This window comes from Streptomyces sp. NBC_00075 (genome assembly GCF_045041225.1).
In the GTDB taxonomy this organism is placed as follows: Bacteria; Actinomycetota; Actinomycetes; order Streptomycetales; family Streptomycetaceae; genus Streptomyces; species Streptomyces adonidis.
Window position 1 is genome coordinate 756788 of record NZ_CP108243.1, and the last position, 15656, is coordinate 772443.

General features: G+C 71.1%; 10 protein-coding genes. 4 read left to right on the top strand and 6 right to left on the bottom strand.

The window, feature by feature from the left end; translation table 11 throughout:
* Nucleotides 1-55: 55 nt before the first annotated feature.
* The 5 genes from OG787_RS03430 to OG787_RS03450 all read right to left on the bottom strand — a co-directional run bounded on the left by OG787_RS03430 (nt 56) and on the right by OG787_RS03450 (nt 6369).
* Entirely contained in the window at nt 56-859 is an 804-nt protein-coding gene (locus OG787_RS03430) for a class I SAM-dependent methyltransferase (RefSeq protein WP_235472767.1), read from the bottom strand.
* A complete protein-coding gene (gene rfbD, locus OG787_RS03435) occupies nt 856-1731 on the bottom strand; it encodes a dTDP-4-dehydrorhamnose reductase (RefSeq protein WP_369036933.1) in 876 nt (291 codons plus the stop codon). The genes OG787_RS03430 and rfbD overlap by 4 nt, the downstream gene beginning before the upstream one ends.
* The gene (gene rfbB, locus OG787_RS03440) at nt 1728-2720 is read right to left on the bottom strand and encodes a dTDP-glucose 4,6-dehydratase (RefSeq protein WP_369036932.1); all 993 of its coding nucleotides are present in this window, start codon (nt 2718-2720) and stop codon (nt 1728-1730) included. Before rfbB ends, rfbD begins: the two co-directional genes overlap by 4 nt.
* Nucleotides 2717-3784, bottom strand: a complete 1068-nt coding sequence (locus tag OG787_RS03445; protein ID WP_369036931.1) for a glucose-1-phosphate thymidylyltransferase — start codon at nt 3782-3784, stop codon at nt 2717-2719. Before OG787_RS03445 ends, rfbB begins: the two co-directional genes overlap by 4 nt.
* Nucleotides 3785-3888: 104 nt before the next feature.
* Nucleotides 3889-6369, bottom strand: a complete 2481-nt coding sequence (locus OG787_RS03450; protein WP_369036930.1) for a SpoIIE family protein phosphatase — start codon at nt 6367-6369, stop codon at nt 3889-3891.
* Nucleotides 6370-7005: 636 nt separating this feature from the next.
* Between OG787_RS03450 and OG787_RS03455 the strand changes: the two genes are divergently transcribed.
* Complete coding sequence (locus OG787_RS03455; protein ID WP_405534251.1) at nt 7006-9150, top strand: SpoIIE family protein phosphatase; 2145 nt, start codon at nt 7006-7008, stop codon at nt 9148-9150.
* Between the two features lie 680 nt (nt 9151-9830).
* Here the strand turns inward: OG787_RS03455 and OG787_RS03460 are convergent.
* Nucleotides 9831-11261, bottom strand: a complete 1431-nt coding sequence (locus OG787_RS03460; RefSeq protein ID WP_405534252.1) for a S1 family peptidase — start codon at nt 11259-11261, stop codon at nt 9831-9833.
* A gap of 1019 nt (nt 11262-12280) precedes the next feature.
* Between OG787_RS03460 and OG787_RS03465 the strand changes: the two genes are divergently transcribed.
* From OG787_RS03465 to OG787_RS03475, 3 genes are all read left to right on the top strand, one after another.
* Complete coding sequence (locus tag OG787_RS03465) at nt 12281-12499, top strand: type A2 lantipeptide (protein WP_235472776.1); 219 nt, start codon at nt 12281-12283, stop codon at nt 12497-12499.
* Nucleotides 12500-12629: 130 nt separating this feature from the next.
* Complete coding sequence (locus OG787_RS03470) at nt 12630-13436, top strand: HlyD family efflux transporter periplasmic adaptor subunit (protein WP_369036927.1); 807 nt, start codon at nt 12630-12632, stop codon at nt 13434-13436.
* Complete coding sequence (locus OG787_RS03475; RefSeq protein ID WP_405534253.1) at nt 13433-15655, top strand: NHLP family bacteriocin export ABC transporter peptidase/permease/ATPase subunit; 2223 nt, start codon at nt 13433-13435, stop codon at nt 15653-15655. The genes OG787_RS03470 and OG787_RS03475 overlap by 4 nt, the downstream gene beginning before the upstream one ends.
* Nucleotide 15656 lies beyond the last annotated feature (1 nt).

A 15656-nucleotide genomic window follows, 5' to 3' on the forward strand; every position in this document is an offset into this window, starting at 1 on the left:
CCCGGGGCCCGGCAGCTGATGAGCTGCCGGGCCCCGGGTTTTGTTCAGTCTGGCGTCAGCGGCTGGTGCTCAGCGGCTCCAGGCTGCGGCGCAGCTGCTCCCAGCCCTTGCCGCGCTTGGTGCCGCGGTTGCGGGAGCGGACGAGCGGGGCCCAGAAGGCGGCCTCGACGAGGGTCTCCGGCTTGACGGCCGGGGTGCGCTCCAGGACGCTCTCGGGGACCTTCTGCGGGTCCGCGACCTCGAACTCCGCGATGATCTCGTCGTACTTGTCCGAGAGCACGGTGTTGTCGGGGTCGGCGCCGAAGACGATGAGCTGTCCGGTGGGCGCGGTGTCGACGAGGACCGTGACCAGGTCGGGGCGGTACCGGGCGAGGATCTCGATCAGCTTGTAGACGTCGCCGGTCCAGGCGTTGGTGTGCCGGTCGCGGGCGGCCTCGTCGATGCTGCGGGGCAGCATGTCGTCGAGGACGATGACGCTGGCCCAGTCCGAGTGCTTCTCGACGTTGATGAAGTCGCGCAGCGCGTACTCGAACAGGTGCATGCCGTCGATGAACGACAGGTCGAGCGTGGTGCGCTGCCAGTAGCCGAACGGGCTGCGGTTGCGGGCCAGGTTGCGCAGCGGGTGCCGGCCGCCCGTGAGGTGGGCGAGGGGGTTCTGCCGGGCGAAGAAGTCGTCGCTGGTGGCCTTGGCGAGATGGACGTCGCAGCGGATCTCGGAGACCACCTTGAACGCGGGGTCGATCGCGATGCTGGGTACCCGGGACAGGGTCAGGCTTCGGCCGTCGTTGACGCCGATCTCCAGGTAGTTCCTGTTCGCGCTGACCTTGTGGAGCTCCCGGAGGAACTCATGACGTTTCACGAGGAAATCTCCTTGCGGATGTGTGGCAGTGCTTCGTGCAGGGCGGTACGCCAGTCACGGAGGGGTCCGAGACCGGTCTGCTGCCAGCGGCCGTGGCCGAGGGCGCTGTATGCGGGCCTGGGTGCGGGCCGGACGAAGGCCGCGCTGGTGGTGGGGCGCACCCGGTCCGGGTCGGCGTCGACGAGGCGGAACACCTCGCGCGCCAGCTCGAACCAGGTTGCCTCGCCGGAGTTGGTGGCGTGGAGAATACCGTTCGCCTCGGGACCGATGCGGGGTCCGAGGTCGGCGATGCGTGCGGCGACGTCCGCGCTCCAAGTGGGCTGACCGCGTTGGTCGTCGACGACGTCGAGGGTGTCCCGACGCGCCTCCAGGTCGATCATCGTACGCACGAAGTTGCCGCCGTGGGCACCGTACAGCCAAGCCGTGCGCAGGACGACGCTCGCGTCGGGCAGCGTGGCCAGGACGGCCTGCTCACCGGCGAGTTTGGTGCGGCCGTACGCCGTGCGCGGGGCCGGGGTGTGGTCCTCGGGGTACGGGGCGCTGCGGGCCTCGCCGTCGAAGACGTAGTCCGTGGAGACGTGGATGAGCCGGGCGCCGTGCTCGGCGCAGGCCTGGGCGAGCAGGCGCGGGCCGACGCCGTTGATGCGGAGCGCGGTGTCCTCGTCCGTCTCGGCGTCGTCGACGGCGGTGTAGGCGGCGCAGTTGACGACCAGGGCGGGCCGGTGCTCGGTGAGGACGCGGCGCACGTCGTCGGGGTCGGTGATGTCCAGGGCGGCGTGGGCGAGGCCCACGACGTCCTCACCGCGCCTGAGGAGTTCCTCGACGGTGTCGCGGCCGAGCATGCCGGCGGCGCCGGTGACCAGCCACTTCATCCCTCGACCTGCTTCGCCGCGGTGCCGACGCGCTGCTTGAGGGGCTCCCACCAGGCGCGGTTGTCGCGGTACCAGGCGACGGTGGCGGCGAGGCCGGTGGCGAAGTCGTGGCGCGGGGTGTAGCCCAGCTCGTCGTGGAGCTTGCTCCAGTCGACGGAGTAGCGCAGGTCGTGGCCCTTGCGGTCCTCGACGTACTCCACGCTGTCCCAGTCGGCCCCGCAGGCCTCCAGGAGCAGCCCGGTGAGTTCCTTGTTGCTCAGTTCCGTGCCGCCGCCGATGTTGTAGACCTCGCCGGGCCGGCCGCCGGTGCGCACCAGGTCGATGCCCTGGCAGTGGTCGTCGACGTGCAGCCAGTCGCGGACGTTGAGGCCCTCGCCGTACAGCGGGACCTTCTTGCCGTCGAGGAGGTTGGTGACGAAGAGCGGGATGACCTTCTCGGGGAACTGGTGCGGCCCGTAGTTGTTGGAGCAGCGGGTGACGCGCACGTCCAGGCCGTGGGTGCGGTGGTAGGCGAGGGCGAGCAGGTCGGAGGAGGCCTTCGACGCCGAGTAGGGCGAGTTGGGGGCCAGCGGGTGGGTCTCCGGCCAGGAGCCGGTCTCGATCGAGCCGTACACCTCGTCGGTGGAGACGTGCACGAAGGGGCCGACGCCGTAGCGCAGGGCCGCGTCAAGGAGCACCTGGGTGCCCACCACGTTGGTGCGGACGAAGTCGGCGGCGCCGTCGATCGAGCGGTCCACGTGGGACTCGGCGGCGAAGTGGACCACCTGGTCGGCCTCGGCCATCAGCTTGTCGACCAGTTCGGCGTCACAGATGTCGCCCTGGACGAACTTCAGCCGGGGATGCCCGGTCGGCAGGTTCTCCAGGGTGCCCGCGTACGTGAGCTTGTCCAGCACCGTGATCCGGGGCGCGTCGGGAGCGTCGGACGCGAGGAGGTTGCGGACGTACATGGAGCCGATGAATCCGGCGGCGCCGGTGACGAGGAGGTTCATGAATGGATCTGCACCTTGCTGTGGTCTCCGAGGACGAGTCGGTGGGCGCTGGGAACACTGGGGGCCGGGGTCACCTCGACATGCCGGCCGATGAGCGAGGACTCGATGCGGCCGACCCCGGCGATGGAGGAGTCGCGCAGCACGATGGAGAACTCCAGCTCGCTGTCGGTGATCCGGCAGTTCTCCGCGAGGGAGGTGAAGGGTCCGACGTAGGAGTCGCTGACGACGGTTCCGGCGCCGATGACGACGGGTCCGACGATCCGGGAGCGGGTGATGCTCGCGCCCTCCTCGATCACCACACGCCCTATGGTCTCGGACGCGTCGTCCACGTCGCCGTCGATCCGCCGCTCCAGGCCCTCCAGGACCATGCGGTTGACCTCCAGCATGTCGGTGACGTTCCCCGTGTCCTTCCAGTAGCCCTTGATGAGCGTGGATCGTACGTCGGACCGGGTGTCGATGAGGTGCTGGATGGCGTGGGTGATCTCCAACTCGCCGCGCCAGGACGGGCGGATGGCGCGTACGGCTTCGTGGATGGCCGGGGTGAAGAGGTACACACCGACGAGCGCGAGGTCGCTCTTGGGGTGCTCGGGCTTCTCCTCCAGGCCGATCACCTGGCCGTCCGCGTCGAGTTCGGCGACGCCGAAGGAGCGCGGGTCGGGGACCTGGGTGAGCAGGATCTGGGCGTCCGGACGCAGTCCGCGGAACTCGTCGACGAGGGCGCTGATGCCGCCGACGATGAAGTTGTCGCCGAGGTACATGACGAAGTCGTCGTCACCGAGGAAGTCCCGGGCGATCAGCACCGCGTGGGCGAGGCCCAGGGGCTTCTCCTGCGGGATGTAGGTGACCTTCAGGCCGAACTTCGAGCCGTCGCCGACCGCTTCCTCGATCTCGGCCGCGGTGTCGCCGACGATCATGCCGACCTCGGTGATGCCCGCGTCGGCGAGGGATTCCAGGCCGTAGAACAGCACGGGTTTGTTGGCCACGGGCACGAGCTGCTTCGCCGAGGTATGGGTGATCGGCCGAAGCCGTGTGCCGGCGCCGCCGGAGAGCACGAGAGCCTTCATCCGTTCACCCTAGCTTCGATTTCCCGGTACGTAATATCCGGTGCCTCTGGGTGACCGGCACGGGTGCATCTCCGGTGCCTCCGGGTGACGGGTGCGGGTGCCTGTCAGGGCTCCAGGACGATCTCGCTCCACACCTGTTTGCCGCCGCTGACCGGGACGGTTCCCCAGGCCGCCGACATGGCCTCGACCAGGAGCATGCCCCGGCCGCCGGTGGCCTCCCAGCCGAGGTTCGTGGGTCTGATGGGGGTGCGGGGCGAGTTGTCGGCGACGGCTACGCGCAGCCGGCCGTTGAAGAGGGTGAGGTCGAGGCGGACCTGGCCGTCGGTGTGCACGAGGGCGTTGGTGACCAGTTCGGACACCACGAGAAGCACGGTGTCCATGTTCTCCTGGATGTTCTCCTGGGCTCCCGCCTCGCCGGACAGGCTCCAGGTGCGCAGGGTGCGCTTGCTGAAGCGGCGGGCGTGCCGGACGGCCTCGGGCACCCGCCACACGGTCCAGCTCTCGCGCAGCGGGCGCTTCTCCATGCCGTCGTAGCGCAGCAGGAGCAGGGCCACGTCGTCGTTGCGGTTGGCGCCCGCGAGCAGGGCGTCGGCGACCAGGCCGAGGTGGGCGGGGTCGGCGGCGGCGAGGTCGGCCGCGAGGGCGTTGAGTCCGTCCTCGACGTCGGTCTCCGCGGACTCGACGAGGCCGTCGGTGGTGAGGGCGAGCAGGGTGCCGGGCTGGAGGCGCAGCATGCTCATCGGGAAGTCGGCCCGGGGCAGCACACCGAGCGGGGGGCCCACGTCGGACTCGGCGACCTCGGTGGTGCCGTCGGGGTGGCGGACGACCGGTGGGAGGTGGCCGGCGCGGACGTACCAGGCGGTGCCCTCCTCCATGTCGACCTCGACGTAGCAGCAGGTGGCGAAGAGGTCGGTCTCCATGTCGGCGAGGAGCCGGTTGGAGTGGGAGACGACGACGTCGGGCGGGTGGCCCTCGACGGCGTAGGCGCGCAGGGCGGTGCGCATCTGGCCCATGAGGGTGGCGGCGCTCGCGTTGTGGCCCTGGACGTCGCCGATGACGAGGGCGACGTGGTTGTCGGGGAGCGGGATCACGTCGTACCAGTCGCCGCCGACCTCCAGGCCCTCGGTGGTCGGCAGGTAGCGGGCCTCGGCGACCCCGCCGGGCAGTTTGGGCAGGCGGCGGGGCAGCAGGGAGCGCTGGAGCATGCCGACGAGTTCGTGTTCGGCGTCGAAGGCGTGGGCGCGGGTGAGGGCCTGGCCGGCGAGGCCCGCGGCGGCGGTGAGCAGGGCGCGTTCGTCGGTGCCGAACTCGTGCGGGCTGTCCCAGCCGATCAGGCAGAGGCCGGCCATCCGGCCGCCGGCGGGCAGCGGCAGTACGGCGAGACCGCCGGGGCCGACGCCGTCGAGCGCGGGCTCCATCTCCGTACCGGCGGGCCAGATCGCGGCGCGGCCCTCGCGCAGGGCGGCGGCCAGCGTGGGCATGGAACGGACGGGTGACTCGGGCCACTCGGAGCGCCATTCGAGGCGCCACGACTCGGGCCAGGCCTCGGGCTCGGGCGGGTCGAGGACGGTGACGACCAGCCGGTCGTTCTCCAGTTCGGCGAGGGCGATCCGGTCGGCCCGCAGCGGTTCGCGCAGCGCGGTGACGACGGCCTGGCTGACGTCGCGGACGGTCCCGGCGGTGGCCAGGGCGGCGGCGAGGCGCTGGACGCGGGCCACGTCGGTGACGCCGGAGCGCAGGGTGGAGGCGTCGCCGACGGTGCCCACGAGCCGGGCGGGCCGGCCCTCCCCGCCGGTCACGAGCCGGCCGCGCAGTCTGAGCCACCTGGGTGGGCCGGCGGGCTGGAGCACCCGGAACTCCAGCTCGCGGTCGCCGATGGACATGTGGTCGGCCTCGACGACGGACATCAGGGAGGGCAGGTCCTCGGGCACGGTCAGCCCGAGCAGGGTCTCGACCTTGCCGTCGAAGTCGGTCCGGTCGAGCGCGAACAGTTCGAGGAGTTCGTCGCCGACCTCGACCCGGCCGGTGTCCATGGCGAGGCTGAAGGCGTTGGCGGGAAGTTCGCCCTGATCCCCGGCGGCGATCGGTGCGGGCCAGGCGACGGCGTCGGCGAGCAGGGCGAGACAGTCCCGGGCGTCGTCGTCGAAGCCGCCGGGACTCTCCGTCACGGCGAGCAGACACCCGCCGTCACCGACGGCCGCCCCCGCGCGGACGGGCAGGGCGGCCAGGTGGACGTCGGCGGTCGGCATCCGCCGTGACTCGGCGCAGTCGGCGAGTTCGCCGGGGCCGAGCCAGACGGGCCTGCCGGTGCGATGAGCCTCGGAGGCGGGCGATCCGCCGGCCACCGCGTAGCTGTCGCGCAGGCCGTACAGCGTGCGGGGCACCCCGGCGGACTCGACGAGACACAGCAGGTCACCGCCGTCACCGGGGGTGTACACGGCGGCGGTGGCCACATCCGCGAAGACGAGCGCCTGTTCGAGGACGCGGCGCAGGTACTCCCGGGGGTCGAGGTCGGCGGGGAGCGTCTTGAGGGCAAGTTCGGCACGCAGCGTTCTCGTGCCGCGTCTCGCGTCCTCACTGACCACGTCGTCATTACAGCGCGTATGGGGCTCCGGCGCAGCCCCTGTGCCGCTCCGACGACACCGGTCGGCCCAGTCCGCACCCCGCACGACGGCCCCACAACAGCCGTGACTCCTGGTGCCCACCCCCGAGCTGTCCACACCGGGCGGCCCTGGTGTTCTCGCCCCCGCCGCCCCTACCCGTTCCCATCCCTGGGGGCTGCCGCCCCCAGACCCCCGCTTGTCGCGCTGAACGCGCTCGTCCTCAAACGCCGGACGGGCTGGGTGGGGGTACGGGTGGGTGGGAAAGTGGCTCGCGCTGGACGCGCTCGTCCTCAAGCGCCAGACAGGCTGGAATGCACAGGCCCGTGCTGACGTGCGGCGGGGGCGAGTGGGCGGGGAAATGGGCGGGCTGGGCGCGGTTGTCCTCGAACGTCGGCCGGGGCTGGATCTTTCAGCCCGTCCGGCGTTTGAGGACAAGGCCCGTTCAGGCCCGTGGCGGGGGTTCGGGGGCGGCAGCCCCCGAGGATGGGAACGGGTAGGGGCGGCGGGGGCGAGAACACCAGCACCGCACCGCGGCGCCGGGCCGTTCGCCGTGCGCCGTGGGGCGAGTGGAGGGAGCCTTGAGCCGGGAGTGCACCGTCCGGTGAGGAGGTGGTCCGCGTGGGCGATGCGCAGGCCTCCGAACGGGGGCGACCGGGCGGCGGTTCCGCGGCGTTCGACAGGCCGCTCCTGTCGCTGGCGCTGGCCGGGATGATGGACGACGTCCAGGCCCACGCGGGCGGCCTGTATCTGCTGGCCCCGGGCGAGTCCGTACTGGAGATGGCCGTCATGGCCGGGCTGCCCCGGGCCTTCGCCGCGCCGTGGGAGCGGGTCGGGCTCGGGTCGCCGGTGCCCGTCGCCCAGGCAGCACGCGAGCGGCGGTTCGTGTGGGTGGGCGGCGAGGAGGACATGGCCCGGCGGTATCCACGGGTCGCCGTCGTGCTGCCGTACCCCTTCGCCCTTGCCGCCCTGCCGGTGGCGACCGACTCGACGGTGTACGGGGCGGTCTTCGTCACCTGGCCCGGTTCGCATCCGCCGGAGCCGTCGGATCAGGAGCGGGAGCGGCTGACCGCGGCCTGCGACCGGCTGGCGCTGCGGCTGGAGCGGGCCGCCGCCGAGCACCGTACGCTGCGGCCCGAGGCGGATCTGCTGGCCACCTGGCCGGGCACGCCAGTGGCCGACACCCTCGGCTCGGTCGAGGCGGCGCGGATGGTGTCACGGCTGCCGTACGGGCTGTGCTCGCTCGATCTGCACGGCCGGGTCGGTTTCGTGAACGCGGCGGCCACCGAGTTGCTGGGGATCCCCGCGGACGGGCTGCTCGGCAGTCGGTTGTGGGCGTCGGTGCCCTGGCTCAACGATCCGATGTACGAGGACCGCTACCGCGCCGCGCTGTTCAGCCTGCACGTCACCTCGTTCGTGGCACTGCGCCCGCCCGGCGACTGGCTGTCGTTCCGGCTGTATCCGAGCACGACCGGACTGAGCGTACGGATCACCAGGGCGCGGGCGGTGGCCGAGCTGGACCGGGCGGAGCGTCGGCCGGGCGGCCCGTCCAGCCTGGTCACGATCTCGCAGGTGCTGTCCCTGGCGGGGGCGCTCACCGAGGCGGCGGGCGTCCAGGACGTGGTCCAGCTGGTCGCGGACGAGATCATGCCGGCGGTGGGCTGCCAGACCCTGGTGATGCTGGGCTCGCGGGGCGGGCGCATGCATGTGGTCGGGCACCGGGGATTCGAGGACCCCGAGCTCGTGGAGCGCTTCGACGGGCTGCCGCTCACCGAGCAGACCCCGGGGACGCAGGTCCTCACCACCGGGGTGCCCGCATTCTTCGAGTCGCGGGGCCAGCTGGACCGGCTGTATCCGGCGGTGCGGGAGGTGCCCGGGACGATGGCGGCCTGGGCGTATCTCCCGCTGATCGCGTCCGGGCGGCCGGTGGGCACGTGCGTACTGGGGTACGCGGAACAGCACGCATTCCCGGCCGACGAGCGCGCCGTCCTGACCAGTCTCGGCGGTCTGATCGCCCAGGCCCTGGAGCGGGCCCTGCTGTACGACGCCAAGCACCGGGTCGCGCACGGCCTCCAGGCCGCCCTGTTGCCCGCTTCCCTGCCGTCGCTGCCCGGATTCGAGGCCGCGGCGCGCTATCTGCCCGCCACCCAGGGCATGGACATCGGCGGCGACTTCTACGACCTGGTGACCTCGCACGGGCGGGCCTCGGCGGTGATCGGGGACGTCCAGGGGCACAACGTGACGGCGGCCGGCCTGATGGGTCAGCTCCGTACGGCCGTACGGGCGTACACGACCGTCGGGCAGGCGCCTGAGGAGGTGATGAGCAGCACCAACCGGCTGCTGATCGACCTCGGGACCGAGTTGTTCGCCAGTTGTCTGTATCTGCGGCTTGACCCGGGATCCGGGCGGGCCGTGATGGCCCGTGCGGGGCATCCGCAGCCACTGCTGAGACGCCCCGACGGTCAGGTACGGGTCCTGGATCTGGCCGGGGGCCCGCTGCTGGGGATCGATGCCTCGGCCTCGTACCCGACGACCGAGGTCGAGCTGCCACCGGGCTCGGTCCTGGCCCTGTACACCGACGGCCTGATCGAGTCCCCGGGCGTCGACATCGACGAGGCGCTCACCGCCCTGGGGCAACGGCTCGCGGAGACCGGCGACCGCCCCCTGGACGAACTCGCCGACGGGCTGATCGAGTTCGGCGCGGGGGCAACGGCCCGGGCGGACGACATCGCACTGCTACTACTGAGAGCACGACCACAGAACTGACGACTCTCGGGGAGGGCCACCCACGCCGAAAACGCGTCCGGAGAGGCGACGGCTGCCGTACGGAAGGGGCGAGCCCGCAGGTGAGCCCTGGTCCGTGCGACGCCCACCTGCGCCGAGGGCACATCCAAGGACGTGACAGCCGCCCCGCGGGAGGGGGGCTGCCCGCCAGCAGCCCCGGACCGTTCGGCATTCAGGGCGAGGCCCGGAACACGCGACGCACACCTGACCCGAGGACGTGTCGGGGCGGCGACAGCCGCCCCACGGGAGGGGGCTGCCCGCCAGCGGCCCCGGACCGTTCAGCGTTCAGGGTGAGGCCTAGGACATGCGACGCACACCTGCGCCAAGGGCCCCTCCGAAGACGTGACAGCCACCCTGTCGGAGGGGGCCCTGCACGCCAGTGGTCCTGGGCCGTACGGCGTTCAGAGCGACGCCCGGGACATGCGACGCGTACCTGCGCCGAGGACGCGTCCGGCGACGTGACAGCCGCCGTGCCGGCGCGGCCGGTCGTCCACCGCCGTCGGGTCGACAGGGCGAGGCCCGGGGCCATGTCACGCACGCGTGGGCCGAACAGGGCGTCGCCGCTGCACCGCCGGAGGCCCCCGCACGCAGAACGGTCCGGCCCTCCCGCCGGAGGGCCGGACCGTTTCACTGGCGGCCGGTACTACTGGTGGTGTGGCCGGTCAGTGGCCTTCGGTCTCCAGACCGGTGCCGTCGTCCACGCCCTCGGTGGCCTGGTCGTCCACACCGCCGAGTTCGTCACCGCCGACCTCTTCACCGAGTCCGGCCTCTTCGCCCGCACCGGCTTCCTCACCGGCACCAGCCTCTTCACCAGCGCCGGCTTCCTCGCCCGCGCCGGCCTCTTCACCAGCGCCGGCCTCTTCGCCCGCGCCCGCTTCCTCGCCCGCGCCCGCTTCCTCGCCCGCGCCGGCCTCCTCGCCCGCACCGGCCTCCTCGCCCGCACCGGCCTCCTCGCCGGCGCCGGCGTCAGCCGCGCCGAGGGTGGCGCCGACGGCCTCCAGGGCCGTGGTGACCGGCTGGAAGAAGGTCTCGCCGCCGACCGTGCAGTCGCCGCTGCCGCCGGAGGTCAGGCCGATCGCGCTGCCGTCCTGGGTGAACAGCGAGCCGCCGCTGTCGCCGGGCTCCGCGCAGACGTTGGTCTGGATGAGGCCGGTGACGGTGCCCTCGGGGTAGTTCACGGTGGCGTCGAGGCCGGTGACCTCACCGTCGTTGAGGCCCGTCGTGGAGCCCATCCGGAAGACCTGCTGGCCGACCTCGGCCTCAGCGGCCTGGAGGATGTCGACGGTCTGGCCGCCGCCGACGTCCACGGTGCTGTCGGCCACGGTCGCCGGATCGTCGTACTTCACGAGTGCGAAGTCTCCGTCACCCGGGAAGGTGGCCGCCTCGACCGTGCCGATCGGCGCGCCGCCCTCCTCCTCCGACCACTCGGCCGCGGCGACACCGCAGTGACCGGCGGTCAGGAAGCCGGGCGTGCCGTCACCGGTCACCACGTTGAAGCCGAGGGAGCAGCGGGCGCCGCCGCCGAAGATGGCGTCGCCGCCCTCCACGGCGAGGGGCTTGAAGGTGCCCGCGCTCTTCTTGATGGTCGCCATGCCCGCGCCGAGGCTCTGGACGGTCGACTCGATGGTGTCCCAGTTGGCGCCGGTGACCGTGCTGTCGGCGGTGACCTGGATCTTGTTGGTCCGGGGGTCGACGGACCAGGCGGTGCCCGGGATGGTCGCCTCGGCCTTGAGCGTCTGCGCGCCGGCCTTCAGCTCCGCGATGCTGTTCTCGACCTCGCGGACGGCTGCTCCGGCCTTCTGGGCCTGGATGATGACGTTGTTGTTGTCACCCTCGACCTCGACGACGTTGATGATGAGCTGCTGCTTGTCGGCGTCGTAGTAGGAGCCCGCGAAGGCGTCCCCGAGCAGTTCCTCCAGCTGCGAGGCGAGATCCGAGGCCGCCGTCGCCTTCAGGGTCTTCGGAGCCGCGCCGTCCGCAGCGTCGGTCTGGGACGCCATGGCGTTGGGCAGCAGCAGTGCCGCCGCGCCGATCGCCGCGACACTGCCCACCGCTATCGCGGCCTTACGCTTCGGAACTCGCTTGTGACTCAACTTCTTGACCTCCTGCGGGGCGGGGTCTTAGCCGCCGATCGTTCTCGGCGACCGACTGGGGCGCCTGGATGGCTGTAGGTACGGACGGTTCACGTGGGGCGTTCAAACGCGTTTGCCAACTCCCTTTGCGAAACAGCGAATCGGCCATTGCCAGGGCCTGACCGAGAGCCGCCGGGAACAACCACCCATATGCCGATGACGCCCGCCGAAGCAGACAAGATCCATTCCACCGGCTCCGTCCTCTGAGCAGTCGATCCCGGCCTACCTGCCGAGGAGTCGGGCCGGCACCGCGCACTGCGGCGAATGCCCTGGTGGGAGTGGTCGTTCGGGGCGGACTCCGGCGGCCGGCGCGGACACCTCGTCGGTGACGCGGTACCGGCTGCACGCAGGGCTTTCGTCCCACTGACCGCGCCCCGCCGGTCCCCGACATATCCGTGCGCGGTGACCGGATCCGATGTCCGGATCGAGCCGGTCCCCCATGCCGCCGCTGCTCGCCCGCATCGCGCTTCCCGATCAAGCCGACGCACAGGAAAGGCACAGCGAAACACTTTCCGTAATCGCCTCATGGCTTTGTGTCGGTCAAACCGATACGAATCCAGGCTTCAGGGAATCTGCACATCGAATACTCAGCGAGGTCACCGCATACTCCGGTTCCGCACATCCGCTCGTTACACGCCACGCCTTTGATGGCGGACTGTCCGATTCAGTCGCGCACCCATGACCGACCCGCGCGCCCGGCCGCAAGGGCCTGGGTGCACCGAAGCCGTGCGGCATGTGAAGAAGTCGCTGCCAAGCCGTGCACACACCCTCACGGTTTGGGGCCTGTGAGGCTCAAGTGCCCTGGTGAGGCGGTTGGTTGATTGGAAGACGGCTGTGCGGGCGTGCTTTGATCCATCGCATCGCAGGGGCCGAACAGGTTCCGGAAACGAGCCTGACCGGCCCTGCGGTCGCGGCCGTCATCTGTCCCCAGAGGGGGCCGCTCTCCCCCTTGAAACACCCATACGAAGGGAAGTTCCATCATGAACTCCACCCCCCAGGTTGCGACCGCCGAGCTGTCGGACGCCGCTCTCGACGCCGTCTCCGGCGGTCTGTCCCTGAACGCTGTCGGCACCGTCACGGGCCTGGTGGACGGCGTCGCCCCCGGCGTGCTCCCGCTGGTCGGCTCGGTCGTCGACACCGTCGAGGGTGTCTCCGGCCTGAACACCGGTGCGGTCACCAACCTGGTCGCCGGTCTCTGATCGACGCCTTGTGCCGCTGAGTCCCGGAACCGTTCGCGGTTCCGGGATTCTCGGTTGCCACAAACCCATCGGCCTTTCCCAGGCACGTCTTCTCCCAGGCAAGTCTTCGTCACGCAGGTGAGGAAAGCCCGTGCAGTTCCGCCAACAGGCCCTCGCCAAGCTCCAGTCGCCCGAAGAGCTGGACCTTCCGGTGCGTTTCGCGCGCCCCCAGGGCTGGCTGGTCCTCTCCGTCACGGTGGTGGTCATGGCCGCCGCGTCCGTATGGGCGGTCACGGGGTCCGTCTCCTCCACGGTGAGCGCGCCCGCCATCCTCACGCACGGGGAGGGCAGTTACGTCCTACAGAGCCCCGTCTCCGGCCAGATCACCGCGGTGCTCGCCGAGGAGGGCGCCCAGCTGCCCGCCGACTCGCCTGTGCTGAAGGTCCGTACGACCTCCGGCGACACCGTCGTGCGCTCGGTCGCCGCGGGCCGGCTCACCGCGCTCGCCGCCACGATCGGCCAGATCATCGGGACGGGAACCAACATCGCGGCCGTGGAGAAGGTCGCCCGCGCGAGCGATCCGCTGTACGCGACGGTGTACGTCCCGGCCGAGAACGCTGCCACGATTCCCGCGAACGCGGCCGTCGACCTGACCGTCCAGACGGCGCCCACCCAGCAGTACGGGGTGCTGCGCGGCCATGTGAAGTCGGTGGACCGGGCTCCCCAGACGCAGCAGCAGATCGGCGCGTTCCTCGGTGACAGCCAGCTGGGCGAGCAGTTCACGAAAAAGGGCCGGCCGGTCGCCGTCCTGGTGAAGCTGGACAAGTCGTCGGCCACGAAGAGCGGTTACGAGTGGTCCTCGGCCGACGGACCGCCGTTCAGGCTCACCTCCATGACCCTGGCCTCGGGCTCGATCCGGCTGGCCGACCAGCGTCCCGTCGATTGGCTGCTGCCGTGAGTCCCGCACAGAACTCCCGGGCCAAGCGCCGCTCGGCCCCGCCCCGGCGCACGGTCCCCAAGGGCAGCGGCAAGTCGGTGCGTACGCCGACCGTGCTCCAGATGGAGGCCGTGGAGTGCGGCGCGGCCTCGCTCGCCATGGTCCTCGGGCACTTCGGCCGGCACATCCCGCTCGAAGAGCTGCGCATCGCCTGCGGTGTCTCCCGGGACGGCTCGCGCGCGAGCAACCTCCTCAAGGCGGCCCGGAGTTACGGTCTGACAGCCAAGGGCATGCAGATGGACACGGCCGCGCTCGCCGAGGTGAACGCGCCCGCGATCCTGTTCTGGGAGTTCAACCACTATGTCGTCTTCGACGGCATGGGCCGCCGCTTCGGCCGACGCGGGGTGTACATCAACGACCCCGGCAAGGGCCGCCGGTTCGTGCCGATGGAGGACTTCGACTCCAGCTTCACCGGTGTCGTCCTGGTCATGGAGCCGGGCCCCGACTTCGAACGCGGCGGGCGCAAACCGGGTGTCCTGGGTGCCATGCCGGCCCGGCTGCGCGGCACTTCGGGCACGATGCCGGCCGCGATCCTGGCGAGTCTGCTGCTCGTGGCGGTGGGCGCCGCGATGCCCGCGCTCAGCCGCACCTACATCGACACGTTCCTCATCGGCGGCCAGACCTCCATGCTCAACGTGCTGTTCGCGTCGATGGGCGCGTGCGTGGCGCTGACCCTCGTACTGACCTGGCTGCAACAGGCGAACCTGCTGCACGGCCGCGTCATCTCCTCGACCCTGAGCAGCGCCCGCTTCCTGCGCCATCTTCTCCGTCTCCCGGTCACCTTCTTCTCCCAGCGCAGCCCGGCCGACCTGGTCCAGCGTCTCCAGTCGAACGACTCGGTGTCCGAGACGCTGGCCCGCGACCTCTCGGCGGCGGGCGTCGACGCGGTCGTCGTCGTGCTGTACGCGGTGCTCCTCTATACGTACGACCCGCAGTTGACGGCCGTCGGCATCGGGGTCGCGCTGCTGAACATCGTGGCCATGCGGGTGGTGATCCGGCTGCGGGCGACCCGTACGGCCAAACTCCGCGCGGACACGGCCCGGTTGACCAACACCGCTTATTCCGGGCTCCAGTTGATCGAGACGATGAAGGCGACCGGCGGCGAGGAGGGCTACTTCCGCAAGTGGGCCGGGCAGCACGCGACCACACTGGAGGAGCAGCAGCGGCTCGGGGTGCCGAGCGCCTGGCTGGGCGTGGTCGCACCGACGCTGGCGACGCTGAACAGCGCGCTGATCCTGTGGATCGGCGGGATGCGGGCGGTCGAGGGCCATATATCCGTGGGTCTGCTGGTCGCCTTCCAAGCCCTGGTCACGCGTTTCACGGCGCCGCTGACCCGCCTGAACGGTGTGGCGGGCCGTATCCAGGACTTCGCGGCGGACGTGGCCCGGCTCAAGGACGTGGAGAACTTCCAGGCGGATCCGCTGTACAACCGGCCGGGCGGCGGTGATTCGACGCGACGCCTGCACGGCCACGTCGAACTCCAGAACATCACCTTCGGCTACAGCCCCCTCGACAAGCCACTCCTCTCCGGCTTCGACCTGACCGTCGGTCCGGGGCAGCAGGTGGCGCTCGTGGGCGGCTCGGGCAGCGGCAAGTCGACGGTCTCCAGGCTGATTTCGGGCCTGTACGCGCCCTGGGAGGGCGTGATCCGGATCGACGGACAGCGCCTGGACGACATTCCGCGCGGCGCGCTCGCGGCCTCGGTCTCCTTCGTCGACCAGGACGTGTTCCTGTTCGAGGGCAGCGTCCGGGACAACGTGGCGCTGTGGGACCCGTCGATCCCGGACGAGTCGGTGGTGGCGGCCCTGGAGGACGCGGCGCTGTACGGCGTCGTCACGCGCAGGCCGGGCGGTATCCACAGCCGGGTCGAGCAGGACGGGCGGAACTTCTCCGGCGGGCAGCGTCAACGCCTGGAGATCGCAAGGGCGTTGGTGCGCAACCCGAGCATTCTCGTCCTCGACGAGGTGACCAGCGCGCTGGACGCGGAGACCGAGCAGACGGTGATCGACAACCTGCGCAAGCGCGGCTGCGCCTGTGTGGTGATCGCCCACCGGCTCTCCACGGTGCGCGACAGCGACGAGATCGTGGTGCTCCAGCACGGCACGATCGTGGAACGTGGGCGGCACGACGCCCTGGTGGCGGCCGGCGGGGCGTACGCCGAGCTGGTCAGGGAGCGATGAG

Excerpts from the sequence above, each read along its gene's own strand:
- rfbD (WP_369036933.1), bottom strand. The coding sequence starts at position 1,731 with ATGAAGTGGCTGGTCACCGGCGCCGCCGGCATGCTCGGCCGCGACACC.
- rfbB (WP_369036932.1), bottom strand. The coding sequence starts at position 2,720 with ATGAACCTCCTCGTCACCGGCGCCGCCGGATTCATCGGCTCCATGTAC.
- OG787_RS03445 (WP_369036931.1), bottom strand. The coding sequence starts at position 3,784 with ATGAAGGCTCTCGTGCTCTCCGGCGGCGCCGGCACACGGCTTCGGCCG.
- OG787_RS03465 (WP_235472776.1), top strand. The coding sequence starts at position 12,281 with ATGAACTCCACCCCCCAGGTTGCGACCGCCGAGCTGTCGGACGCCGCT.